The 25,102-nt window shown below is 63.6% G+C and carries 21 protein-coding genes; 14 read left to right on the forward strand and 7 right to left on the reverse strand.

What is annotated here, in order from left to right; all coding sequences use genetic code 11:
- Window positions 1–70: 70 nt before the first annotated feature.
- From EP007_RS06830 to EP007_RS17360, 6 genes are all read right to left on the reverse strand, one after another.
- A complete protein-coding gene (locus EP007_RS06830; protein WP_128476944.1) occupies window positions 71–1,105 on the reverse strand; it encodes a lysylphosphatidylglycerol synthase transmembrane domain-containing protein in 1,035 nt (344 codons plus the stop codon).
- Between the two features lie 119 nt (window positions 1,106–1,224).
- On the reverse strand, window positions 1,225–2,118 hold the full coding sequence (locus tag EP007_RS06835; RefSeq protein WP_128476945.1) for a ketopantoate reductase family protein: 894 nt from the start codon (window positions 2,116–2,118) through the stop codon (window positions 1,225–1,227).
- 49 nt (window positions 2,119–2,167) lie between these two features.
- Window positions 2,168–2,509: a DUF7130 family rubredoxin-like protein gene (locus tag EP007_RS06840; RefSeq protein WP_128476946.1), complete on the reverse strand. Its 342-nt coding sequence runs from the start codon at window positions 2,507–2,509 to the stop codon at window positions 2,168–2,170.
- Between the two features lie 301 nt (window positions 2,510–2,810).
- Window positions 2,811–6,905: a DNA-directed DNA polymerase II large subunit gene (locus EP007_RS06845; RefSeq protein WP_128476947.1), complete on the reverse strand. Its 4,095-nt coding sequence runs from the start codon at window positions 6,903–6,905 to the stop codon at window positions 2,811–2,813.
- Window position 6,906: 1 nt separating this feature from the next.
- Window positions 6,907–7,326 carry a PPC domain-containing DNA-binding protein gene (locus EP007_RS06850; protein WP_128476948.1) on the reverse strand — a complete coding sequence of 140 codons (420 nt, stop codon included), beginning with the start codon at window positions 7,324–7,326 and terminating at the stop codon, window positions 6,907–6,909.
- A 99-nt stretch (window positions 7,327–7,425) separates the two neighbouring features.
- Entirely contained in the window at window positions 7,426–7,596 is a 171-nt protein-coding gene (locus EP007_RS17360) for a DUF7556 family protein (RefSeq protein ID WP_166035470.1), read from the reverse strand.
- Window positions 7,597–7,892: 296 nt separating this feature from the next.
- Here EP007_RS17360 and EP007_RS06855 point away from each other — a divergent pair, with 296 nt between their 5' ends.
- The 13 genes from EP007_RS06855 (at window position 7,893) to EP007_RS06915 (ending at window position 23,016) form a co-directional block, all read left to right on the forward strand.
- Complete coding sequence (locus EP007_RS06855) at window positions 7,893–9,749, forward strand: ABC transporter substrate-binding protein (protein ID WP_128476949.1); 1,857 nt, start codon at window positions 7,893–7,895, stop codon at window positions 9,747–9,749.
- A gap of 217 nt (window positions 9,750–9,966) precedes the next feature.
- Window positions 9,967–10,983: an ABC transporter permease gene (locus tag EP007_RS06860; RefSeq protein WP_128476950.1), complete on the forward strand. Its 1,017-nt coding sequence runs from the start codon at window positions 9,967–9,969 to the stop codon at window positions 10,981–10,983.
- A 1-nt stretch (window position 10,984) separates the two neighbouring features.
- Window positions 10,985–12,376 (forward strand): ABC transporter permease, encoded by a 1,392-nt coding sequence (locus tag EP007_RS06865; RefSeq protein ID WP_128476952.1) that lies wholly within the window; start codon window positions 10,985–10,987, stop codon window positions 12,374–12,376.
- Entirely contained in the window at window positions 12,376–13,458 is a 1,083-nt protein-coding gene (locus EP007_RS06870) for an ABC transporter ATP-binding protein (protein WP_128476953.1), read from the forward strand. Before EP007_RS06865 ends, EP007_RS06870 begins: the two co-directional genes overlap by 1 nt.
- Window positions 13,455–14,786, forward strand: a complete 1,332-nt coding sequence (locus EP007_RS06875; RefSeq protein ID WP_128476954.1) for an ABC transporter ATP-binding protein — start codon at window positions 13,455–13,457, stop codon at window positions 14,784–14,786. The genes EP007_RS06870 and EP007_RS06875 overlap by 4 nt, the downstream gene beginning before the upstream one ends.
- Window positions 14,787–15,248 (forward strand): DUF7555 family protein, encoded by a 462-nt coding sequence (locus tag EP007_RS06880; RefSeq protein ID WP_128476955.1) that lies wholly within the window; start codon window positions 14,787–14,789, stop codon window positions 15,246–15,248.
- A gap of 122 nt (window positions 15,249–15,370) precedes the next feature.
- Entirely contained in the window at window positions 15,371–15,958 is a 588-nt protein-coding gene (locus EP007_RS06885) for a DUF7529 family protein (RefSeq protein WP_243700460.1), read from the forward strand.
- Between the two features lie 96 nt (window positions 15,959–16,054).
- Entirely contained in the window at window positions 16,055–16,588 is a 534-nt protein-coding gene (locus EP007_RS06890) for a GrpB family protein (RefSeq protein ID WP_128476957.1), read from the forward strand.
- 169 nt (window positions 16,589–16,757) lie between these two features.
- Window positions 16,758–17,606, forward strand: a complete 849-nt coding sequence (locus tag EP007_RS06895) for a CBS domain-containing protein (protein WP_128476958.1) — start codon at window positions 16,758–16,760, stop codon at window positions 17,604–17,606.
- Window positions 17,603–19,405, forward strand: coding sequence for a glycine--tRNA ligase (gene glyS / locus EP007_RS06900; RefSeq protein WP_128476959.1), 1,803 nt, complete (start codon window positions 17,603–17,605; stop codon window positions 19,403–19,405). Before EP007_RS06895 ends, glyS begins: the two co-directional genes overlap by 4 nt.
- A gap of 2 nt (window positions 19,406–19,407) precedes the next feature.
- Window positions 19,408–19,992 (forward strand): dolichol kinase, encoded by a 585-nt coding sequence (locus EP007_RS06905; RefSeq protein ID WP_128476961.1) that lies wholly within the window; start codon window positions 19,408–19,410, stop codon window positions 19,990–19,992.
- 89 nt (window positions 19,993–20,081) lie between these two features.
- Window positions 20,082–22,502 (forward strand): DEAD/DEAH box helicase, encoded by a 2,421-nt coding sequence (locus EP007_RS06910; protein WP_128476962.1) that lies wholly within the window; start codon window positions 20,082–20,084, stop codon window positions 22,500–22,502.
- Window positions 22,503–22,710: 208 nt separating this feature from the next.
- Window positions 22,711–23,016, forward strand: coding sequence for a hypothetical protein (locus EP007_RS06915; RefSeq protein ID WP_128476964.1), 306 nt, complete (start codon window positions 22,711–22,713; stop codon window positions 23,014–23,016).
- Between the two features lie 104 nt (window positions 23,017–23,120).
- Here EP007_RS06915 and EP007_RS06920 read toward each other — a convergent pair whose 3' ends face one another.
- Window positions 23,121–23,906, reverse strand: a complete 786-nt coding sequence (locus EP007_RS06920) for an Sjogren's syndrome/scleroderma autoantigen 1 family protein (protein WP_128476965.1) — start codon at window positions 23,904–23,906, stop codon at window positions 23,121–23,123.
- Window positions 23,907–24,163: 257 nt separating this feature from the next.
- Here EP007_RS06920 and mdh point away from each other — a divergent pair, with 257 nt between their 5' ends.
- Entirely contained in the window at window positions 24,164–25,078 is a 915-nt protein-coding gene (gene mdh, locus EP007_RS06925) for a malate dehydrogenase (protein ID WP_128476966.1), read from the forward strand.
- Window positions 25,079–25,102: the final 24 nt, after the last annotated feature.

Raw genomic sequence — 25,102 nt, forward strand, 5'->3', positions numbered from 1 at the left:
GTTCGCCGCGAGAAGGCTTGTCTCCTCGCGGCTATGCGAAGACAATCGAGCGACGTAACGAACGAGACCGCTACGCTTCTTGTACGGAGTCGATACCGACGACGCTCACGACGCCGCCGCCGATGACGATTGGCACCCAGTAGATAGCGCCCCGGAAGAGGGCGACGGCGGCGAAAGCGGTCCCGGAACTGACTCCGGCACCGGGAAGGCTGATGAGCAGTGCGACCAGCACCGCCTCGATGCCGCCCGCGCCGCCGGGAAGCGGCGTTGCTCCCGCAATAGCGCCCACCGGGACGACGAACAGGAGGACCGCGAACGAAATCGGGTTGCCGATAGCCGCGAACGCCAGCCACAGCGCGACCATCTGGAACATCCATCCCGCCGTCGAAGCCCCGAGCGCGAGGGCCAGTCCGCGTCGGTTTGTCGCCACGCGCTCTATCGAGTCGAAGAATTCGCTAATCCGGGTTTCGAGAGTCTCGCGGCTGAGCGCCACGTCGATGGGCGCGACTCGCGTGACGAATCGAAGGACCGGCGCGAGAACGCGGGCGATGGCGCGCCGAAGTCGCTTACGGTTGCGCCAGCCGACGAACCCGACGATTGGGACGGCGAGCGAGAGGACGACGATGGCCGCCGTCGCAAGTTGGAGTTGGCGGCCAAAGGAGGTCTGGGTCGCGTAGAACCCTGCGCCGCCCAGCGCGAGAACGATGGACGGGACGAAGTTGAGCGAGTCCACGCTGGCGATAGCCGCTAGTCCGCGCTCGTACTCGGTGTCGGCTACCTTCGAGATGAGTAGCGCCGTCACCGGCTCGCCGCCCGCCTGCCCGAAGGGCGTGATGTTGTTCGAGAACATCGCGCCGTTCAGGATGAAGAAGGACTTGACGAACGACACGTTGACGCCGAGTACGTCGAGGACCGTCCGGAGACCGAACCCCCACGCGGCGAGCCACCCGAGCGCCATCACCACGATGAGCACGACCATCTCGGTGTCGGCGTTCCGGAGTTCCTGTACGAACCCCTCGACGCCGACGAAATACAGAAGCAGACCGAGAATTGCGAACGTCCCGAGAAAGCCCAGAACCGTGGTTCGCAACTGCGCGCCGTTCATGGGGGATGGTTGCTTTCTGCGGTAATCAGTATGTCGAAATCCCCGGTCGGAACCCGACGACGAAACGAGCGACGTATCGGCATGGCTCGTGGCTATCAGCGTCCTCGGAGCAGTTCAATCTATGGGCAGTTTCGCTTCCACGCTCGGAGCAGATTCGTTACGGTCCGATTGACCGGCACCGACAGGTCCCGCTCGCGGGCGCGCGTGTAGACGTACCCGTTGATGGCCTCGACTTCGGTTCGTCTGCCCGCCAGCACGTCGGCCAGCATCGAGGAGGTGTTTGCCGCGGTAGCGTCGGCGACTCGCTCAACCGCGCGAACGGCCTCGTCGTCGCCGAGTTCGACGCCGTCGGCGCGGGCGACGCGGGCCGTCTCGCGGGCGGCGTCCGCGGCGACTTCGCGGGCCGGACCGTCGAGAAGCGCGCCGTTCTCGACGCGGGCCAGCGCCGTGGTGGCGTTGATGCCTGCGTTAACCGCCAGTTTCTCCCAAAGTCTGTACGGCATGTCGTCGGCGACCGAAGTCTCGATTCCGGCGGTGGAGAAGGCGCTCCCTACGCGGTCGGCCGTCTCGGAAGTCCCACCCTCGCGCGGCCCGAGGACGACCTTCCCTCGGCCGGTACACTCGACGGCACCCGGTTCCCCGCGGACCGCGCCGTAAGTCGCGGTGCCCGCGAGAACCGGACAGTCGAGCAGTCGCGCCAGCGTCTCCTCGTTGCCCATCCCGTTCTGGAGCGAGAGCGCGGCCTCGATTCGGCCCGTAGCGAGCGTTTCGGCCGCGCTCTCGGTGTCGAACGCCTTGACCGTCACCACCGCGAGGTCGGCCGCGAGGTCGGTCCCGTCGGTGGTCGTCTCCGGGCGGACCGTGAACTCGTGGTCTCCGGTAACGCGCAGGCCGTCCTCTCGAACCGCCGCGACGTGCGGGTCGCGCCCGACCAGCGTGACCGCGTGTTCGCGGGCGAGCAGACCCCCGACGAGGCTTCCGAGGCTTCCCGCGCCGAACACGACGATGTCCATGTCTCCCCGTCGGGACCGCGAGTAGAAAAAGAGGTGCGTCTCGTGGCAGTCAGTCCTCGGTCCAGTACATTAGCGCCTCCTTCGGTTCGCCGCAGTTCGGGCACTCCTCGGGGATGCCCTCGTCTATCTCTCCCATCTCGCCGCACTCGGTACACCGCCACATCAACTCGGCCTCGCCGAAGTCGTGGCCAGACCGGGCGTGTTCGATACTCATGCTCTCGACGCCCTCTCTGGTCGAGACGAAGAACCCGGCGTTCTCTAGTCCCCGAACGTTGCCGAGTTCGTTGCCGTCCTCGTCGTAGACGGTCTGGCCGAAGGCGACTTCGAGGGCTTCCTTGACCGCTTCCACGTCCCCATCGTCCTCCGCGGGTTTCTCCCCGTGTCCACTCATGGACGAGGATACGCCGTCGTGAATGATAAAGTTCGTCGCCGACTCGGGAGATCAGTCGAATCGAGAAGCCGAACTGTCCACGAGCGCCCGGAGAAACCTACGACGACGGGCTAGCAGTTCGACCGCCAGCGAGGAGCGAGAGCGCGGCGCGAAGCGCCGCGCGATGCGACGAGCGACCGGACCAAGGAACCCTCGAAGCCCCGCCGAGCGAAGCGAGGCCGAGGGGGTGACGCCGTTTTTCATGAACGTTTTGCCAGGGAGAAATCGCGGCGGAGCCGCGATTTCGACCGCAGCAAAATTTTCACATGAAGTCCGCGATGCTTCCCTGCTTGTTCTTGTCGTTCTCGAAGATACTCTCCAGTCGGCGGTCCATGATTTCGAGGCGCTGTTTCGTGTACTCCCGACAGTCGTACTTCTCGGCGACCCGAATCGCGGTCTCCATGTACTTGTTCACCGACCCCTGATGGACCGTCAGGTTGACCTGTCCGCCACACTCCCGACACTCCTTGGTCAGGGGCATCCGGCGGTACTTCGTCCCGCAGTCGAGACACCGGGTCTCTTGGCGGGAGAACGCCCGGAGGTTCCCGATGAGGTCCGGGAGGAAGTGGTACTCGATAACGCGCTCGGCCACGTCGGTTTCGTCCACCGAGCGGAGTTTCCGGGCGAGTTCCAACTGGGCGTCCATTTTGTCCATCATCGACCCCAGCGTCTTGTACGCCGAGAGGTCTGGCCCCAGCGCGAGGTCCGAGGTGTCGTGGCTGTGGTGGAAGTCAGTGTACTCGCGGTCGGTGCCCAGATTCTCCTCGGCGATGGTCATCACGTCCTCGACCTCTTCGGGGTCGGCCATCTCGCGGGTCGCCTCGTAGAACTCGCGGGGGTACTGGCGAACGATGTCCATGTTGTGCGCCTCGTCGTCGATTTCCGAGGGGTCGATGCGCGAGGACATGACGAGGGGCGCGTCCATCTGGCCGCCCCGCTGGTCGGGCAGGAACTCCTTGCTGAAGTTGAGCAGGCCGTCCATCAGGAGCATCACGCAGTCCTCGTCGCCGTCGCACTGTTTTGTAGCAATGTCGTTTGCGACGAGGTTGTGCGTGTCTTCGACCGTGACACAATAAGTGTTGGAAATCTCGGAGCCGACGATTTCGACTCGCGTAATCTCGTCGCGTTCGAAGGAACCACCGTCAGCAACGACCGAAGAGTCAGTCACCGGACGAGGGTTGTCGTCGTTCGGCGTACCGAGGAAACCCGGAACGGAAGCGCCGACTTCTACTTCTCCTGCTTCGACTTCTCGGAGGTCGTCGTCCTGCCAGCAGAGCATCGAGTGGTCCGGCGTCACCGTAATCTCTCGACCACTTCGCGTCTCGATTTCCACGAGATGGTCCGGCGCAGGATGTTTTGAGACCGCTTCGATTGGTTTCTGAACGACTTCGCCGTCTTCGTCAACCGACGGCACCCACACGTCGCCGTCTAACTCCTCGATCAGTGCGCCAAAATCGTCCTCGCGCGGGTCGCCGAGCCGTTCCTCAACTAACCGCTGAATCTCGTCGTAGTGCCACTCATCCGATTCGTCCTCGTACCAGACCTTGGTCTTGGGGTGGAAACAGTTCCGGCGTTTCGCGGCGTGAAAGTACGGATGCGCGTACCCGACGGCCGCGGAGGTGAAGCCCACGACGCGCCCGACGACAGCGGCGGAGGTGTGAGGAGCCATCCCGAAGACGAGTTCGCCGACGAGGTCGTCGCGCTCGTCCAGTTCGTAGAATCGGTCGAGACCGTAATACTGCTCCAGCAGGTCGTCCACGAACTCGGCGGTCTGGAGCAGGTGTTCGGCCGCGCCGTCCGAGAGGACGATGTCTTGGACCTTGAGTTCGACCAGTTGGTCGTCGTGGCGAAGCGGGTCGCCGCGTACGTCCTCGTCGTAGCCCAACGACCGGAAGTGGTCGGCGCTCACGTCGAGTTCCGAGGGGCGGACGCTGGTGACGGGCAAGTCGGTCATGTCGTAGCGGACCGTCCCGTCCTTGAACGCCGACACGTCGTGTTTCGCCCGGAGGATGCCCTTCTCGATGGGTTCGGGCGTCTTGTACGACGACGACAGCCCCTTGACACCTTTGAGCGTGTCGAAGGCGTTCTCGCGCTCGCCGACCGATTCGAGCGCCGACCGAAACTCGTCGTTGATGTCGATGGTCCGGTACTCGACGGGAGTCGCTTCGACTTCGCAGTTGTCACAGAGCGCGCGACCCGACTCGTCCAACTCGACCACGGAGTCGCAGTCGGGGCACTTGAAATGCGCGAAGGTGTTGGCGCCACACTCGGGACACTCACACTCGAAGGTGTGTTCGCCGCAGTCCTCGCACTCCCGGCGGCCGACCTGCGCGTCAACCAGTCCGGGCGTGCTCTCCATGTCCGGCGCGTGCTTGGCGGCGGCGGCCACGTCGCGCTGACTGCCGCCCGCTTCGCCGATGGGGAAGAGGGTGTGGACCGCAGGCGAGAGTTCGCGCTCCTCGGACTTCTCGGGGCGGCCCATCCGGTTGCCGATGCGGGTCGGCGCGCGCTCTCGGACCGTGAAAGGCGCGACTTCGTTGACCGCGCGGACGGCGTTGTCGCCGTCCGCGGTCTCGCCCCAGTTGCGGGCCTCCGGCGAGAGGTCGTCCCACGTCGGTTCGAGGTCGTCGGTGAGACCTAGCGAGCGCGCGAGCGGTCGCCACTCGGGGATTCGAATCTCGGTCTCCTGCTGGTGGTGCGGGACGAGGACGCATTCGAGTGCAGTCCGGGTCTCCTCGGTGAACTCGAAGAAGAGGTCCCCGCCGACGATTTCGCCGTCGGCGACGGCCTCCACGAGCGCCTCAAACTGTGCGACGGTGAGGTCGTGCCAGAGGTAGGTGTACTTCGGGTGAAGCGGGCAGTCGTACTCGATAGCCCACTCCAAGGCTTCTTCGGGGGTCGGGTCCGCGAGGTCCACGCTCGGAGAGTCACGAAGCGCCTGCACGTCCGCGCCCGCGTGTTCGAAGTCCTGTTCCCACCACTCGACGGTGTAGGAGGCCGGTGCCAAGGGGTGGTTGTTCTCCACGAACTCGCCGTAGTTGACCAGATACTCCCCGAGGTCCAGAATCTTCTCGACGCCGTTGCGGAGTTCCAGCGCCTCGTCGGGGTCGTCGATGCGCCGCACGTCGCCGTTGGCGAGGCGGACCGTCGGTCCCTCGATGGAGTCCACGGGGACGACGCCCGCAGCCTTACCGGGGCGCTCGGTCTTGATTTGGGTCCCGGTGGCGAGGAAATCGTCTACGAGGTGCATCGTCGCGGGGTGGACGCCAGCGGTGGCGAAACCGTGGTTTCGCGCTCGGCCGTAGCGCAGGCGGAACCCCCCGGACTCGCTCGGGTGGCCGAAGACCGGGCGGCCCGCAATGAGGTCCCGGAGGAACTTCTTGGCGGGGTCAACGCGAGGAGGTCCGGCGAGCGCTCCCGCTTCGTCGTCGGCGTCTTGTTCGGTCCCGTCAGCGTCTTCGTCTCCCTCGTTCTCGTCGTCCTCGTCGCTCTCGGCCTCGTCGTCACCCTCGTCCTTCCCGATGGTACCGTCAATGAGGTCCTGCAACCACGGCCAGTCGATTTCGTCCAGATTGCGGGTGTAGCGCTGAATCTTGGGTGCTTTCAGCGCGATACCCTCCGCGAGGACGAGACACATGCCGCCCCGAGCGTTGTTGGTATCGACTCGTTCGAGGTCCCGAAAGCCCGAAACCTCCTCGTCGCCGGTGGACTCCCCGTCGAGCATGATGGGCATGTGTTCGGCGATGAACTTCGTCTCCTTGTCCTTCGGCGAATACTGAAGCCCAGTCTCCTTGTCGTAGAGGTTGATTTCCTCGGCGTAGCGTTCGGTCTCGTCGTCGCGGGCCTCGTACTCGGACATGCCGACGAGCGCGCGAGTGTAGTCGGCCACGAGGACCGAGAGGGCTTGGGCGGTCCCGCCCGCGGAGCGAATCGGCCCGGCGTAGTAGACGTTGACGAACTCGGTGCCGTCGTCGTTTTCCAGCACTTCCACCATGTCGATGCCCTCGATGGGCGCGGCGACGACGCCCTCGGTGAGGAGTGCGACCGCGGTCCGGACCGCACCTTCGACCTTTCCGGCTTTGCTGTCGTAGTCGCCGACGCGACCTTCCGCGAAGTCCTCGGCGAGTTCGAGCGCCGCTTCCTCCCGACTCATCTCGCCCTCCAGTTCGCGGACGCGCTCGGCGACGCCCTCGATGCCGAGGATGTTCTCGACGCGGTCGGCCATGTCCTTGGCGACCGGAATCTCGACTTCGGGCTTGGGGTCGCCGCTGTTGGCTTTGGCCTCGCGGGCGACATCGAACGCCTCGTCTAAGTCCTGTTCGAGGTCCTCGAAGTAACGCTCGTCCTCGACCCGCATGTTAGAGCCAGAGGTCGAGGTCGGTGGGTTCGTCGTGGTCGCGCGCCAGTTCGTCCTCGAAGGACCGCACGTACAGTTCCCCGGCGAACACCGTCGCCGAGTCGAGGTGGCCCGCGAGCGTCTGGCCGCTCTTGCGCGAGAGGACGGCGTGCGTGTGGGCGAATCGGTCGCCGTCGAGCCACGAGATGTTTCCGACGCAGGACGCGACTTCGAGGGGTTCGTCGAACTCGACCTCGCGGTACTCCAGTTCCGACTGGTCGTAGAACCAGACGGTCGCGTCCTGTACCGCACCCATGGCGACGAACCACGCGGCGTCCACGTCCTCCTCGGCGGCGAGCGACTCGATTTCCTCGCGCCAGTCCTCGCCGTGGCCGAGTCTGGCGACGAACTCGCGGTCCCCTGAGACCTCCCGGTAGTTCATGTTCCGGGCAATGGGGACCGGCGCCAAAAAGCTTGAGTATTGGCTCGTTACCGAGACCGAATAGACGCAAAGATCGGAAAAAGCGAGGCTTGAGGACTGCTACTGCCAGTCTTGGAGGGCTACGCTTCCGGAGACGGGGACCGAAAGCCACGCGTCGTCGGCGGTCGTGTCAGCGATGATGAGTCGCTCCGTGCGACCGTCGTCGTCTAGCGAGGCCATAACCTCGCGCTGTGCGACTGAGTCCGACGGAGTGGCCGTGTCTGGGGCCATATGTGACACATGGTATCATGAGTTAATAAACGCTCCGGAACGACAAACCAGTGTACGGAATCGAAGGGTTCAAATACAGATACTCGTTACCACGGCCCATTACCCCATAGATTTCTATCACAAGTGGGGGAGCGTGGGCGGTTTCGATACGTCGTCTAGTTCAAAGAACGAGCCGCGAAAATAAGAAAATAACGGCCGGAACACGTCTAGACGGAAAGGAACTGCGGCGTTAAGACGGCCTTTCTCTAAGTAACAAACGGTAAGTTTATCCGGACTCATTTACAATGAACCGTTGGATGACAGATACTGACAACCTCAGCCGTCGTCGCTTCCTGCAGGCGACTGGCGGTGCGGCATCGGCTGTGGCCCTCGCTGGCTGTACCGGTGACAACGAAGACAGTTCCCAAGACACCACGACGTCCGGCGGGGAGACCACGACCGGTGAGGAGACGACGACCGAAGAGGCCGACGCGCCCGGTGACGACGCGAACGTCCTCCGACTCATCAACTCCACGATGAGTACGCTGGACCCGATCAAGGCGACGGACACGGCCTCCGGGACGGTTATCCAGCAGGTCTTCGACGGCCTGATGAACTACCCGAACGCGGAAATCGAAGTCGAAGGCCAGCTGGCCACGGACTACGAAGTCTCCGACGATTTCCAGACCTACACGCTCACGCTCAAGGAAGGCGCAAAGTTCCACGACGGAACCGAAGTCACCGCCGACGACTTCGTCTACTCGCTGGAGCGCCTCGCCGCCTCCGACAACTCCCGGCGCGCGTACTTCATCCTCGACTCCATCGGCGTCGCTCACGAGACCGACGACGACGACAACTACAAGCCCGGCACGATGGACGTTACCGCCGAGGACGACTACACGCTCACGCTGGAGCTCTCCGAGCCGTTCCACGCGGTTCTCGAAATGCTCGCGTACACGTCGTTCGCGGTCCTGCCCGAAGGTGTCCTCGGCGACATCGACGGCTACGACGGCCAGATGGGGTATCAGGAGTTCTCGACCGCCAACCCCATCGGCGCGGGTCCCTTCGAGTTCGACACGTGGAGCAGCAACACCGAGGCGGAAGTCACGAAGTTCGACGACTACCACGGAGACACCGCCAGCGTGGACGGTATCCACTGGAACATCATGTCCGACTCGCAGGCGCAGTACACCTACGGGACGGTTAACCAGAACGCCGACATAATTTACGGCGGTCAGCTTCCCACGAGTCAGTACAATCGGGACAAGGTCACCATCGAGGAGACCGACGACCTCGGCCGTGACCTCGGTACCTACGGCGAGACGGCGAGTGGCACGACGATGGACTACAGTGCTATCTCGCCCATCGGTGCCTTCTACATGGGGTTCAACTCCGATGCAGTTCCGAAGGCGGTCCGACAGGCCGCCGCATACGCACTGAACCAACAGGAAGCTGTCAACCAGATCTTCAAAGGTCGTGGCGAGGGTTCGTACCACTTCACGCCGCCGTCCATCTACCCCGACGGCCCGGACGCCTACGACAAGCACGCCAAGGAGAACTACCCCTACGGCTACAACAAGACGCAACTCGACAAGGCTCGGAAGGTCATGGAAGATGCTGGCTACGGTCCCGACAACAGAGCCAGCTTCACTTTCACGGTCTACGAGTCGTCGAGTACGTGGCCGGACCTCGGGAAACTCCTGCGCGACAAGCTCGCCAGCGCCTACGTAGACATGAGCATCGACACCGCGCCGTTCTCGACGCTCCTCAAGCGCGGCCGGAACGGGAACCTCGAAGCCTACTCGCTCGGGTGGGTCATGGACTACCCCGCTCCGGACAACTTCCTCGAACTGCTCTACCCGCCGCGCACCGACACGTCGCTCGAGTCGCCAACGTCGTACTTCAACTGGTCCGGCACCGACGCCTCCAAGCAGGCGAAGCAGGCGTGGGAGAAGGTCCAGAACAACCCTCAGCCGACCGACGAACACAAGGCCAAGCGTAACGAGGCCTACATCAAGATGGAGGAGGCCAACTGGGAGGACGTGGTTCTCCTGCCGACTTACCACGACATCTCCGAGCGGTTCTCCTACGACTGGGTCGACGCACCTCACCACGGAGCCGCCGAATACAGTCGTCAGATGTACAACAACGTCGAAATCGGCGACCGAAGCTAACGACACAGCGATTTTTCTTTCGGCGACTGCACTCTTGATAGCGGTCGCTCAAGTAGACTACACCGGGTCGAGAAGCCGTCGTTCACCGATTACGGAGATGTGGTACGAAAGCGCAAGACATAATGAGAGGACCCTCAAAATCATCACGCATGTGCGCGGTCCAGTTTGGGTACATACGATTCGACGGGAGTAGCCGCAGTCGCGGCGGTGATTCGCCGTGAGCAGGTGGCAATACTTCGCAAAACGGGTACTGCTTTCGGTCCCGGTGTTGCTGTTCGGGGCCTCGATTACCTTCCTCGTGATTCGGGCGGGACCGCTCGACCCGGTGTCCGCGATTTTGGGACCACAGGGAGATCCGCAAGCGTATAACACGATTCGGAGCCAGCTCGGTCTCGACCAACCGCTGTGGCAACAGTACATCGACTACATGGTCAACATGTTCACCCTAAATCTGGGTGAATCGTGGGTGCTACAGCCCGACACCAGCGTCTACTCGCTGGTTGTGAGCTACGCTCCCCGGACCATCTGGCTGGGCTTCTGGTCGGTGCTCATCGCTATCTTCATCGGCGTCCCGCTCGGTTTCTACGCGGGACTGAATCCGAACACGTTCAGTGACTACTTGGCGTCGTTCGGTGGCATCGTCTGGCGCGCCATGCCGAACTTCTGGCTCGCCGTCATCCTGATGAGCGTCCTCTCCCAATCCGAGAAGTTCCTGTTCGGCTTCGACTGGGAGACGTTCCTCTACTCGACGAACGTCACCGGGCCGCCGCCGCTCGGCAACCTCACGTCCATCGAGGGATTCACCAAGGCGCTGAAGAAGATCGCTCCGGCCGCCATCGTCCTCGGATCGGCGTCGATGGGTAACGAGATGCGTATCGGTCGGACCGCAGTGCTGGAGACTGTCAACTCCAACTACATCGAGACCGCGAAAGCGAAGGGCGTCCGACCCCGTTCGCTGGTCTGGAAACACATTTTCCGGAACGCACTCATCCCGCTCGTGCCGATTATCACGGGTGAGGCGTTCATCCTCATCGGCGGGTCGGTGCTGGTGGAGACGGTCTTCGACATCAGCGGTATCGGCTTCCTGTTCTTCCAAGCGGTCAAGAACGGGGACATGCCGCTCGTCGGGTCGCTGATGTTCATCTTCATCCTGCTCGTCGTTCTGATCAACATCGTGCAAGACTTCCTGTACACTATAATCGACCCCCGTGTGGGGTACGACGGAGGTGCCTAACATGAGTGTAGACCACGACCCAGACGCCTCTCTCGTTCAACGCATCAAGGAGAATCCCGGCCCAGCACTCGGCTGGTTCGCTGGTTTAGTAGTCCTGTTCGCGCTGGAAGCCGGAGCGGTCGTTCACTTCGTGACCGGGTTCTTCGGGTCCGGCGTCGAACTACCGACGCTTCTCAGTCGGGACCTCATCCCGAACAACGGCTACCAGATGCCGGGCGGCGCGTGGAAGGACACGTTCCTCGGTATCGCGCCCGCCTACGCGTGGGCGCTCCGTGTCGTCCTTATTTACGCCTACGCCTTCCTGTGGCTTGTCTGGCTCTGGCGTGGCTACGTCGTCTTCCGAGAGAACTACCGCTACGCCGATTGGACGCCGCGGGACGACATGGTTGACCGCCTTCGGGGACACCGTTGGGGTCAGTTCGGCGCGGTCATCGTCTTCGCGTTCGTCGTGATGGCGATGTTCGCGCCCGCGCTCGGTCCGACGACGGTCGAGCGGAGCATCTCGGACCCATACTCACACCACATCGAGTATTACAACGACGACGGCCAACTGGAGAAAATCACGGTCGGATCGGCGAACCTCGGAGCGCGCTCGCAGGGAACTGCCGACAGCAACGTCGGTCCGATGCAGTACGACGACTACGGTCGGTGGCACCCCTTCGGGACGTTACCGTCCGGAAAAGACATGTTTACCTTCATGGCCGCGGGAGCGAGGATATCGCTGTTCATCGGTCTCACGTCTATCATCGTGAGCGGACTCATCGCGGCGGCGTTCGCGCTGTTGACCGCCTACTACAAGGGGCTAGTAGACCTCGTGGTGGTGATCGTGGGTGACTCAATAATGTCCTTACCGAGATTGCTATTCGTCATGTTGCTATCGGTGGTGTTGGGCGGCACATGGATAGCCGAAATCTACAGCGGCGGACTCATCTTGGCGCTCATCTTCGCCGGGACCGGGTGGCCGTTCCTGTGGCGGTCCGTTCGCGGACCCGCGATGCAAGTGTCCGAGCAAGAGTGGATCGACGCCGCAAAGAGCTTCGGCCAGCGGCCGAGCGTCACCATGCGCAAACACATGGCACCGTACATCCTCGGCTATCTGCTGGTGTACTCCTCGATGACCCTCGGCGGCGTTATCATCGCCGTCGCGGGGCTATCCTTCCTCGGACTCGGCATCAACCCGCCGACGCCCGAGTGGGGCCGCGCGGTTGACATCGGCCAGTCGTACGTCACCACGTCATCGTGGCACATCTCGTTCATCCCCGGCGTGATGATCGTGCTGGTCGTGACCGCGTTCAACGCGCTCGGTGACGGCATCCGCGACGCGGTTGACCCGCAGAGCGAGAGCGGCGAAGGCGACGCTGAAGTCGCCGCGGCCGGTGGAGGTGGTGCCTGATGTCACAGCAAGAATCCGCCACGGCCCGAAGCGAGGAGGAACCGCTCCTCTCGGTCGATAACCTTCAGACCGCCTTCTTCACGGACAAGGAGGTCATCCGGGCCGTCGATGGCGTGAGCTTCGACATCCACCGCGGCGAGACCGTCGGTATCGTCGGCGAGTCCGGGTCGGGCAAGAGTGTCACTGCTCGCTCGATTATGGGACTTGTGGACTCGCCCGGTCGCGTACTGAGCGGCAGTAGCGTCGAGTTCGACGGCGAGGAGCTGACGAACAAGACCGAGAAGCAGTACCGACAGCTCCGGGGCAGCGACATTGCGATGGTGTTCCAAGACCCGCTGACCTCGCTCAACCCGGTGTACACCGTCGGCAACCAGATCAAGGAGGCGCTTCGACTCCATCAGGACCTTCGCGGAGCGGAGGCGACCGAGGAGGCAATCGATCTGCTCGAAGCGGTCGGCATTCCCGACGCCGCCCGGCGAGTCGGGGAATACCCCCACGAGTTCTCGGGCGGGATGCGCCAGCGCGCGGTCATCGCAATGGCGCTTGCCTGCGACCCCGAGCTGCTCATCTGTGACGAGCCGACGACGGCGCTCGACGTGACGATTCAGGCCCAGATTCTCGAACTCCTCGACGAGCTACAGGAGGAGCGAGACCTCGCCATCATGTTCATTACCCACGACATGGGCGTCATCGCGGAGATTTCCGACCGCGTGAACGTGATGTATGCGGGCGAAATCGTCGAGAGCGCGCCGGTCGAGGAGCTGTACGAAAACCCGCGTCATCCCTACACGCAGGGGCTGCTTCAGTCGATTCCGGGCAATCAGCCCGACGCAGATCGGCTCTCGACCATCGAGGGCGACGTGCCGACGCCGAACGAAGCCGCGAGCTACTGTCGGTTCGAGCCGCGGTGTCCGAAGGCGTTCGAGGAGTGTACGCGCGTCCACCCCGATTCGGTCGAAGTCAACGCGGAGTCGGCGGACCACACCGCGGCCTGCCTGCTGTATCCCGAGGATGTCTCGGAGCAGGAGGCCGTCGAGTTACACGAACAGCGTGAGAGTCAGCGCGAGGTGAGCGAACGATGAGCGAGCAACTTCAACAGGAATCGGTCAGCGTCGCCACGGGCGAGACGCTCGTGGACATCAACGACCTCAAGACCTACTACGACGACGGCGGCATCGTCGGTTCGAACCCCGTGAAAGCGGTCGATGGCGTCGATTTCGAGATTAAGCGCGGCGAGACGCTCGGGCTCGTCGGCGAGTCCGGCTGTGGCAAGACGACGCTCGGCCGGACGCTCATCCAGTTGGAGGACTCGACCTCCGGTGAGGTCCTGTTCGACGGAACGGACGTGACCGAACTCTCGGGCACGGAACTGAAAAACTGGCGGCGCAACAGCCAGATGGTGTTCCAAGACCCCGAGTCCAGCCTCAACGACCGGATGACCATTGGCGAGATTATCCGGGAGCCGCTGGACGTTCACGACTGGAACACGCCCGAGGAGCGCCGCGAGCGCGTGCGCGAACTCCTCGATGTGGTGGGGCTTCAGCCCCAACACTACTACCGCTATCCCCACCAGTTCTCCGGCGGTCAGCGCCAGCGCATCGGCATCGCGCGGGCCTTGGCGCTCGAACCCGAGTTCGTCGTCCTTGACGAGCCGGTGTCGGCGCTGGACGTGTCAGTGCAGGCCCAGATTCTCAACCTGCTGGAGGATTTGCAGGACGAGTTCGGCCTGACCTACCTGTTCATCGCCCACGACCTGAGCGTCGTCCGGCACATCTGCGACCGCGTGGCCGTGATGTATCTGGGCAACGTGATGGAACTGGGCGAGACCGAAGAGTTGTTCGAGAATCCGAAAAACCCCTACACCCACTCGCTGCTGTCGGCGATTCCGGAACCGGACCCCACGTCCGACAAGGAGCGCGTCACGCTCCGCGGGACGCCGCCGAGTCCGCGCGACCCGCCGACGGGATGTCCGTTCACGACTCGGTGTCCGATGAAGATTCGGCCCGAGAAGTACCAGGACATGGATTCCGACATGTGGGTCGCCATCGAGGTGTTCCGCGAAGTCCTGCGCGAACGGTCGCGCGCCGACAAGTCGCTGACCGAGCAGGCCAAGGAACTGCTCGGGATGGAGACTCGCTTCTCGGACATCGGCGAGATCAAGCGCGAACTGTTCGGCGACTTGGACGTTTCGAGCGAGGTCGAGCAGCATATCGACGAGGCGGCCGGACACGTCGAAGACAACAACGAGGCGAAGGCCCGAGAGGTGCTTCGAGAAGAGTTCGGAAGCGTCTGTGACTTCGAGAAGCCCGACAACCACGTCGTCAGCGACACCGGGCGCGTCAGTCACTGTCACCGCCACAAGTCCGAGTACACCGAACCCGACGAGTTCGTCCCCTACACCGAACGGTAGATGTCCCCGACGCCCTCCCAGTCCGCGAACGGCCGACGCGCGCGGAAAGCCGTAGACGCGGTCGTCTACGCGCTCGCGGTCGCTGGCGTGGTGTTCGGTCTCGGGGTGGTCGTCGGTCTGGTGATCGGCGGCGGTCTCGTCACCGCCAAGTACGTGATGTTCGTCCTCGGTCTCCTACTCTTTGGCTACGCGACGTTTCAGCTCCGGCCAGAACCGCCGTGGGACACCACAGAGACAGAGGGCGGCGAGATCAAAGTGACAAAAAACGAGCCGAGCGGCCGGGTCGTCAGCGAGCGGGACGAAACGAAGTTTCAGGCCGCGGTCCAGCGGATTCCGCCGCTCCCGTGGTACTCGCTTCCGCCGAACGAGCGCCTTTCAGTTGCGTTTAAGCTGTTCCTCGGAAGTCTGGCGACGCTGGCGTGGTCGTTCGTGCTGGAGACGGTGTTCGGCGTCATGGGGTAGACGGTCGAAGCCGCTTCCGTTCACTGCGTTTTGTTCTACCGAATGGCTTGGTTCGAGTAGTCTCGCACGTCGTTGACCCCCAAGCAACAGGTTTTACCCACAGAAGACCGTCAGGCGTACACATGCCAGAGACTGGGGACGGGGAAGGTCCCGACTACGCCGAGCAGATCGCCGCGAACGCGGATGTCCAGAAGGGCGCGTGGCAGCGCACCATCGAGGACATGCGGGCGATGGAGGAGGAACTCGAAGCCGACGGCTGGAACGTCGTCGCCATCGCCGCGGGCCACACCGCGCCGACGAACCCCGACGCCGGGGCGAGCGACCGCTGGGGATTCGTCCACGTCATTCCGGGCAACGATGCCGAGGCGTTCAAGGAGGTCGTCGAGACCGGCACGTTCCCGAAATACCGCGTGTTCCGCAACGAGATGCAGGGTCGCATCTTCATGGTGACCCAACTGCTCGACCCCGAGTCGGAGACGGCCATCCTGCTCGCGGGCAACTTCGAGATTCGCCACGCGCCCGGACTGGTCAAGAACGCGCTGAAAGAAGACGAGATGTACACTCACGTCCAGACGCTGGACAAGACGCATCTCGGGTCGTTCCGTCACGACGACATGACGAAGTTCTTCCCCGAACCGCAAAAGTACGCGGGCTACGACGTGCCGTTCGACGGCGTGCTGGACGACGAGGACGCCGCGAACGAGGAGTAAGCGAGCGAGTAGTAGTAGAAATAGCGCCACCGTAGCGTCCGGTCGCTTCGGCCCTCACCCGAAACCATTTATTGTCGGGGAAATGACTTTTCGGCGATGGACGAGACCCCGATAACGATTTGCGACTACGACCCGACGTGGGCGGAGACGTTCAAGACCGAACGAGGGCGACTCGAAACGTTTCTCGACGCCCACACGTCCCGCATCGAACACATCGGAAGTACGGCCGTAGAAGGACTCGGTGCGAAACCGGTCATCGACACGGTGGCGGTCGTAACCGACCTACCGGGAATTTGGGGCGATCTCGACAAACTCGCCACGTTCTACGGATACGAACTGAGTCACATCCCTACAGACTGGCTATTTCTGCAACGCACCGACGATTCGGGACAACTGTACAATCTCCACCTGATTCGGGAGTCCGACGACCAGTGGAAAGACGACCTGTTGTTCAGGGAGTACCTGCGAGCGAACCCGGACGTGTGCGACGAGTACGAGGCTGTCAAGCGGGAGGCCGCCGAGTCTCACTCGGACGACATCGACGCCTACAACGCCGCGAAAGACGAGTTCTGTCGGTCCGTGCTGTCGCGGGCCAAGTCCGACGATTCGGTCACGGTTCCCGACGAGTGAAACCAGTTAGCGGGAGCGGGCAACCGTTCAGCGGCCGCATCATCGAACGTCTCGAAGCACCGAGTGCGTTCAAGATCGGCGACTCAGGCCGAGAAAACGGGACGAAACGAACGAGACGACAATGTTCGGTTCGTAGACTACAAGACTCCCCAACCCGTATCGCGCGAACATGAAAGTCGGCGAAGCCATGACGCCACGCTCGGAAGTCGTCACCGTAGACCTTCCGGGCACCCGCGACGACGTGCTAGAGTACCTACAGGAACGCTCGTTCTCGTCCGTTCCGGTAGTCAAGAACAGCGACGGAACCGAGGACTTCCGCGGTCTCATCTCGCGGGACGACCTCATCGAGAACCCCGACGAGGACCAACTCGCCATGCTGATGCGCGAGGTCCCGACGACCACGCAGGACACGACCATCGAGGAAGTAGCCGAACTGATGGTTTCGAAGGGCGCGCGCCGCGTCCCGGTCGTTGACGGGGAGTTAGAGGGCATCGTCACCGTGACCGACGTGGTTCGGGCCATCGCTGACGGGAACGCCGACGGCGACGCCGCAGTCGGCGACATCGCCTCGCGCGACGTGAACACCACCTACGAGGAGGTGCCCCTGACCGTCGCCGAGCGCGAACTCTACTACGCGAACCTGCCCTACGCCGTCGTCCTCGCCGAGGACGGCGACATGAACGGCGTCCTGACCGAGGTGGACATCATCGAAGTCGCCCGCGTGGTCGAGGGCGAGGACGACACCGGCGACTCCATCGCCGACGAGGACGACGACTGGAAGTGGGAGTCCATCAAGGCGGTCGGCAAGCGCTACCTGCCGACCCGAAACGTCGAGATTCCGGCCGCACCGGTCCGCGAGTTCATGACCGACGACGTGGAGACCGTCTCGGGCGAGAAGACCGCCAAACAGGCCGCACAGATGATGCTCCGTCACGACATCGAGCAGATTCCGCTCGTGAGTGGCGACCGACTCACGGGCATCGTCCGGGACGTGAATCTGCTGGAGGCCTTACAGTGAGCCGAAGCGACCTCGTGGAACTGGCCAAGCGCCGAGGCTACTTCTTCCAGTCGTCGGGCGCGTACGGCGGCGTCTCGGGGTTCTACACCTACGGCCCGCAGGGCGCGACGCTCAAGCAGAACGTCGAGAATACGTGGCGCGAGCGGTTTCAGGTCCGTGAGGGCCACCGCGAAATCGACGCGCCGACCGTGATGCCCGAACCCGTCTTCGAGGCGTCGGGCCACCTCGACACCTTCGACGACATGCTCGTGGAGTGTCCCGAATGCGGCGAGAGCCATCGTGCCGACCACCTCGTGGAGGACAACACCGACATCGAGGAGGCCGAAAGCATCTCGATTCCGGACATCGAGGACCTCATCGCCGACCACGAGTTGCAGTGTCCCAACTGCGGCGAGGAACTGGGCGGCGTTTCCGTCGAGCAGTTCAACCTCATGTTCGAGACCAACATCGGACCGGGTGACTCCTCGCCGGGGTATCTCCGGCCAGAGACCGCGCAGGGTATCTTCGTGGAGTTTCCGCAACTCGCGGAGTACGCGCGCAACCAACTTCCGTTCGGCATCACCCAAGTCGGCAAGGCCTACCGCAACGAGATTAGCCCTCGGAAGTCCATCGTCCGAGTTCGAGAGTTCACGCAGGCCGAACTGGAACACTTCATCGACCCGACGGAACATGAACCCGACCTCGACCGAGTGGCCGACGTGGAACTCAAACTCTACCCGGCCGACGAGCAGGAAAAAGAGGACGGCGGCTACGTCCACAAGACCGTCGCGGAGGCGGTCGAGGAGGGCATCGTCCACGAGTGGGTCGCCTACTACCTCGGCGTCGGCAAGCAGTGGTACGAGTCCATCGGCGTGGACATGGACCGGTTCCGATTCCGCCAGCATCTCGCGGGCGAGCGCGCCCACTACGCGGCGGACTGCTGGGACGCCGAGAGCGAAGTCGATGGCGACTGGATAGAGATTACGGGCTACGCCTACCGAAGCGACTACGACCTGAGCAAGCACGACGACTACTCCGACGACGACTTCACCATCTTCAAGCAGTACGACGAGCCGAAGGTCGTCGAGCGCGCGACGGTGGACCCCGACATGAGCTATCTCGGGCCGGAGTTCGGCGGCGAGGCCGGAGACGTGGCCGAGCAACTCGAAACGCTGGCCGAGCGCGACCGCGCCGCCTTCGAGGGCGACGAGGTAACCGTCGAGGTCGGCGGCGAGGAACACGCGATTCCGACCGAAAAGACCGGCTTCAGCGTCGAGGAGGTCAAGGAGTCGGGCGAACACATCACGCCCCACGTCGTGGAACCGTCCATCGGTATCGACCGAGTCATCTACACCGTCCTCGCTCACGCCTACGGCGAGGACGAAATCGAAGGCGAGACCCGCAAGCGCCTCTCGCTCGAACCCGAAGTCGCGCCCACGTTCGTCGGCGTCTTCCCGCTGATGGACAAAGACGGCATGGGCGAGACCGCCCGCGAAATCACCGACGACCTCCGGGCGGAAGGCTTCGACGTGACCTACGACGACTCGGGCAACATCGGTCGGCGCTACCGGCGACAGGACGAGGTCGGCACGCCGTTCTGCGTCACGGTGGACTACGAGAGTTTGGAGGACCGCGAGGCGCAACGCGCCTCGGACCGCGCGAGCGGCGATGAGCCGCGAGCAGGCACCGTGACCCTCCGAGAGCGCGACTCGACCGAGCAGGTCCGAGTTCCCGTCGCGGACCTGCCGGACCTCCTCGCGGACCTCCGCGAGGGCGAGACCACCTTCGGGGAACTGGACGCCTCCGCTCCCGAACAGTAACCGTGTCGCTACACAGCGAGGTCAAGCGCCGACTCGTCCACGTCTCGGGGACCGGGTATCCGGCGCTGTACCTGCTCGGCCTTGCGAGCTACGAGCAGTTGGGACTCCTGCTCGTGGCGAGTTCGGTCGGCGCGCTCGTGCTGGAGGTGATTCGGCTATTCGTCGGTCTCGACTGGCGAATTTTTGACGAACTCACCCGCGAGTACGAGCAGGAGAACCTCGCTGGCTACGCGCTCTACATCTTCGGGATGACCGTGGCCGCGCTCGCGTTCGGGCCGCGCGTCGCCATCCCCGCAATGTTGATGCTCACCATCGCGGACCCTATCAGCGGACTCGCGGGGTCCGGCGAGTTAGGTGTGAAAGAAACCCACACCCTCCTGCTCACGTTCGGCGTCTGTCTGCTCATCACGAGTCTGTCGGGCCTGCCGCTGGTCGCGGCGGTTCTCGGCGCGCTGGCCGCGACGCTGGCCGACGGGATGAAGCCCATCGTCGCGGGCTACGTCATCGACGACAATATCACGATTCCGGTCGTCTCGGCGGTCGTGATGTATCTGGCGTTGCGCTATCTGCCGACAGTGGGGTTCTGAGGGTAACTCCGCACTGCCGCCCGGCGACGTTTCACTTTCACCCTGATAGGCGAACCCTTTAATCGCTTGCCGACGAACCCTGTCCACGAATGGCGACGACCGGGGACCAGCAGTACGTAGACCACGAACTCCTCGTCCCGGAGTTCATCGAGCGCCGGATGTACCAGTTACAACTCGCGGGGGCGGCGAAGGACCGCCACACCCTCGTGTGTCTCCCGACCGGTCTCGGGAAGACGACGGTGAGTCTGCTGGTGACCGCCGAACGACTGGCCGACGTGGGTGGGAAGTCGCTCCTGCTCGCGCCGACGAAACCCCTCGTCCAACAGCACGCCGAGTTCTACAGAGAAGCCCTCGAAATCCCCGACGATGACATCGTGATGTTCACCGGCGAGGTTCGGCCCGAAGAGCGAACCGAACTCTGGCAGCACGCCTCGGTCGTCATCGCCACCCCGCAGGTCGTGGAGAACGACCTCGTTGGAAGCCGAATCGACCTCAGCACCGTCACGCACGTCACCTTCGACGAGTGTCACCGCGCGACCGGCGACTACGCCTACAACTACATCGCCGAGCGGTACCATCAAGACGCGAGCGACCCGCTCGTCACGGGGATGAGCGCCTCGCCCGGCGGCGACGAGGAGGAGATTCTGGAGGTCTGTGAGAACCTCGGCATCGATAACGTGGAGGTGATGACCGAGGAGGATTCGGACGTAGAGGAGTACACCCACGACACCGACGTGGAGTGGGAGCGCGTCGAGTTGCCCGACGAGGTGCTGGAGATTCGTGACGCCCTGAACGAAGTCGTGGAGGACCGACTGGCGAAGCTGAAGGAGTTGGGCATCACTCGCAAGACCAGCGCCGACCTCTCGGAGACCGACATCAAGAAGATGCGGGCGGAACTCCAGCAACTCATCGACAACGACCAGTCGGAGGGGTATCAGGGAATGTCGGCGCTCGCCGAGATTCGGAAGCTTCGGACCGCGGTCACCTACGTCGAAACACAGAGCGTCGAAGCCCTCCGTAGGTACTTCGAGCGCCAGCGCAACGCCGCCAAGTCCTCGGGTGCGTCGAAGGCGAGCCAGCGGTTCGTCTCCGAACCGAAAGTCAAGGAGGCGATGCGCAGGGCCGAGAAGTACGACGACCTCCACCCGAAATACTCCCGCGCGAGGATACGCATCGCCGAGACGCTGGGCATCCAGAACGGCGAGCGCGTCATCGTGTTCACCGAGTCGCGGGACACCGCCGAGGCGCTGACCGAGTTTCTGGGCCAGAACTTCGACACCCAGCGGTTCGTCGGACAGGGCGACAAGGAGGGCAGCGACGGAATGACCCAAACCCAACAGCAAGAGGTCTTGGACCGCTTCCGCGGCGGCGACTTCGAGGTGCTGGTCTCGACTTCGGTCGCCGAGGAAGGACTCGACGTGCCCGAAGTGGACCTCGTGCTGTTCTACGAACCGGTGCCCACGGCGATTCGGTCCATCCAGCGCAAGGGTCGGACCGGCCGACAGGCGAAGGGGAAGGTCGCAGTGCTGCTCGCCGAGGACACCCGCGACGAGGCCTACTTCTGGATTTCCAAGCGCCGCGAGGACGAGATGGAAGAAGAGATGCGGAAGCTGAAGGGTGTCGCCGACGAGGTCGAAGAGGAGTTAGACGACTCGCAGCGACAACTCGGTGACTTCGACGCCGAAGAGTCGGGCAGGACCGAAAGTTCTGGCGAGGGCGGCGACGCCGAATCCGACGTGGAACCTGGACTACAGACGTTCGACGCGAGTGGCGAAGCCTCAGAGTCGGAGTCGTCAGACGAAGAATCGACGGCGGACGACGCGGACGGCGTCGTCGCCACTGCGGAACCCGACGACGAGACGGTCGAAATCGTCGCCGACCAGCGCGAACTCGACTCGACCATCGCGCGTGACCTCTCGATGCGCGAGGGAATCGAGACCCGCCTCGAAACGCTGTCGGTCGGCGACTACGTGCTGAGCGACCGCGTGGTGGTCGAGCGCAAGTCGGTGGGTGACTTCCTCGACACGCTGACCGGCGGCGACCGCTCGATGTTCGAGCAGGTCGGCGACGCCACCCGCCACTACGCCCGACCGGTCGTGATTCTGGAGGGCGAGGGACTCTACGAGGAGCGCAACGTTCACCCGAACGCGATTCGGGGCGCGCTCTCGTCGCTGGCGGTTGATTTCGGCGCGAGCGTCCTCCGGACCGACGACGAGGACGACACCGCCGACCTGCTGGAGGTCATCGCGGCCCGCGAGCAGGAGACCGACGACCGGGAGGTGTCGGTCCACGGCGAGAAATCGAGCAAGACACTGGCCGAACAACAGGAGTACGTCGTCTCCTCCATCGCGGACATCGGTCCCGTCACCGCCCGGTCGCTGCTGGAGGAGTTCAAAACCGTCGAGGCGGTCATGACGGCCCGAGAAGGCGATCTGCTCGGAGTTCAAGGCGTCGGTGAAGTCACCGCCGAGCGAATCCGCGACGTAATCGGGAGCGAGTACGACCGGTAGCGGCCCGTGGTGGTACCCCCGAATTGTAAATTAGTGCGAACGATTCGGCGGAATCCCGTATTGTGCCCGCGAGCTGCGACGCTCCCGCGTGGGAAACCGGCGCTTACTCGGGTGTCGGTATCGTGTAACACGCCCTTTTACGATGAAACTGAGTAAAACGGCCTCGGCGACTTAAGCCCGTACGGACTGTTCATTGGATACCGAGTAAATGAGATACGAACGACCCTCCACGGACGACGACGCGGGAAGCGTCGATTCACTGAGTGAATCGAGCTACGGGACCGCCGACACGCTCGACGAGCGACGGTTCTACGGTGAGCCGTCCCACGAGGTCACTACGGGGTGTGACGAGCAGACGCTCTACGGAGAGCCTCAGCACGAGACTCTCGGCGAGGACCGCGAACTTCCGGACCTCGAACTTCTGTTCGCTCGAATCCGGGCGGAGGGTCCCGCGGGACCGACCGTGCTGCCGGACCGGCCCGACATTCCAACGGCCACGACCACGGAGCAGTAGTTCGCGGGCAGACTCTTTTTCGGCGAGGAACCTTGCTCCCGAGAATCCGCGGAGCCGTCAGTTCGACTGACGATTGCTGCGCGAGCGGGACAGCCAGAACCGAATTATCGATTCGCCCGGTCGAGCGCGGCGAGTGCTTCGGCGGCCTCACGGGTTGCTCCGAGGAGTTCGCGGGCGCGAGCCACGTCGTCGGTCTCCTCGGCGCGGTGAGCGAGGTCCGAGAGCGTTCGGACCAGTGCGTCGCGGGCGGGCGCGAGGTCGCCCGCGTCGTCGGATTGGGGTCGCGCGGACGCGCGGCGAGCGCCCGCGTCGCGGGCGCTCGCGCCCTGTGCGTGGCGGTGGGTGTGGTCGTGCGCTCCCGACGTGCGGTCGGGTCCGTGGCGTCGAGACTCGTCGGCATCGCCGACTTGCGACGGCGGGCGGCGCACGTTCGACCGGTCGGCGTGCTGGTCGGCGACCCGAACGTCGTTGATTTCGATTCGGGGTTCGTCGTCGGACTGCTGGTCGGTCGCTCCCCGGTCGGCACCTGCGCCCGCGGCGTCCACGGCGTTGGTGGGGTCCGCAGCGTCGGTGGATTTCGTGCCGTTCGCGGGGTCGGCCGCCCCGGCAGTCTGGGGGGATTCGTCCGTCCGCTCGCCGGACTGATTCGGGTCGGCGTTCGCGCTCCGGGCCTGCTGTGCCTCGTGTTGGCACGTTGGACAGAACTCCTGACCGTCGTGTCGGAAGATGGGGTCGCCGCAGTTGTCGCAGTGTTTGCCCGTCATCGTCGCGCCCTTCAGGAGGAGTTCGCTCATCCGGCGAGTGTTCTCGCGGTCCGCGTCGTCGTCGCCGTACTTCTCCCGAAGTTTCTCGCGTTCGGCCTCCTTGTCGAATCCCGAGTCGTCGCTCATACCGAGGTGAAGAACGTCCGAAACCTTCCGGCTTTTGCTCCGGTTCGGGGCGCACCGAGTTCGAGGAGTTCGTCGAGCGGTGGGAGGTACTACCGACGACGCCGTCGAATGGGGAGCGAGTAGAGATTTCGGTGCAGTTCTCCGTCCGAGAGATACGACGATAGTCGAACTCGGGAGCGTCGTCTGACGACCCCTTCGGCCGGTTTTTCGGTCGTTCCGAAGCACTTAACGGATTTCCGGGTGGAATTTTACGTGGCATGACGAAAATCAGTGTGGTCGGCGCGGCCGGAACCGTCGGGGCCGCGGCGGCGTACAACATCGCGCTTCGGGACATCGCAGACGAACTGGTACTGGTAGACATCCCGGACAAAGAAGAGGACACCGTCGGGCAGGCCGCCGACGTGAACCACGGGGTCGCCTACGACTCGAACACCACCGTCCGACAGGGTGGCTACGAGGCGACCGAGGGTTCGGACGTAGTCGTCATTACTGCCGGGATTCCGCGCCAACCCGGCCAGACCCGCATCGACCTCGCGGGAGACAACGCGCCCATCATGGAGGACATCGGCTCCTCCGTCGCGGAGTACAACGACGACTTCGTGACCGTCACGACCTCGAACCCGGTGGACCTCCTGAACCGCCACCTCTACGAGACGGGCGAGCGCTCGCGCGAGAAAGTAATCGGCTTCGGCGGCCGCCTCGACTCCGCGCGATTCCGATACGTGCTGAGCCAGCGCTTCGACGAGCCGGTTCAGAACGTCGAGGCGACGATTCTGGGCGAACACGGCGACGCGCAGGTGCCGGTTTTCTCGAAGGTCCGCGCCAACGGCAAGGACCCCGAGTTCAGCGACGATGAGAAAGAAGAGATTCTGGAGGAACTCAAACAGAGCGCGATGAACGTCATCGAGAAGAAGGGCGCGACCCAGTGGGGTCCGGCCACCGGCGTCGGCCACATGGTCGAGGCCGTCGTCCGCGACACCGGCGCGGTCCTGCCCGGTTCGGTCAAACTCGACGGCGAGTACGGCCACGACGACGTGGCGCTGGGCGTCCCCGTCAAGCTCGGTAGCGACGGCGTGCAGGAAGTCGTCGAATGGGACCTGACCGAGTTCGAGCGCGAACAGCTCGGCGAGGCCGCGGACAAACTCTCCGAGCAGTACGACGAAATCGCGTAACTGCGACGACCCGATTCGGTCTTC

It is taken from the genome of Halorussus pelagicus (assembly GCF_004087835.1).
GTDB classification, from domain to species: domain Archaea; phylum Halobacteriota; class Halobacteria; order Halobacteriales; family Haladaptataceae; genus Halorussus; species Halorussus pelagicus.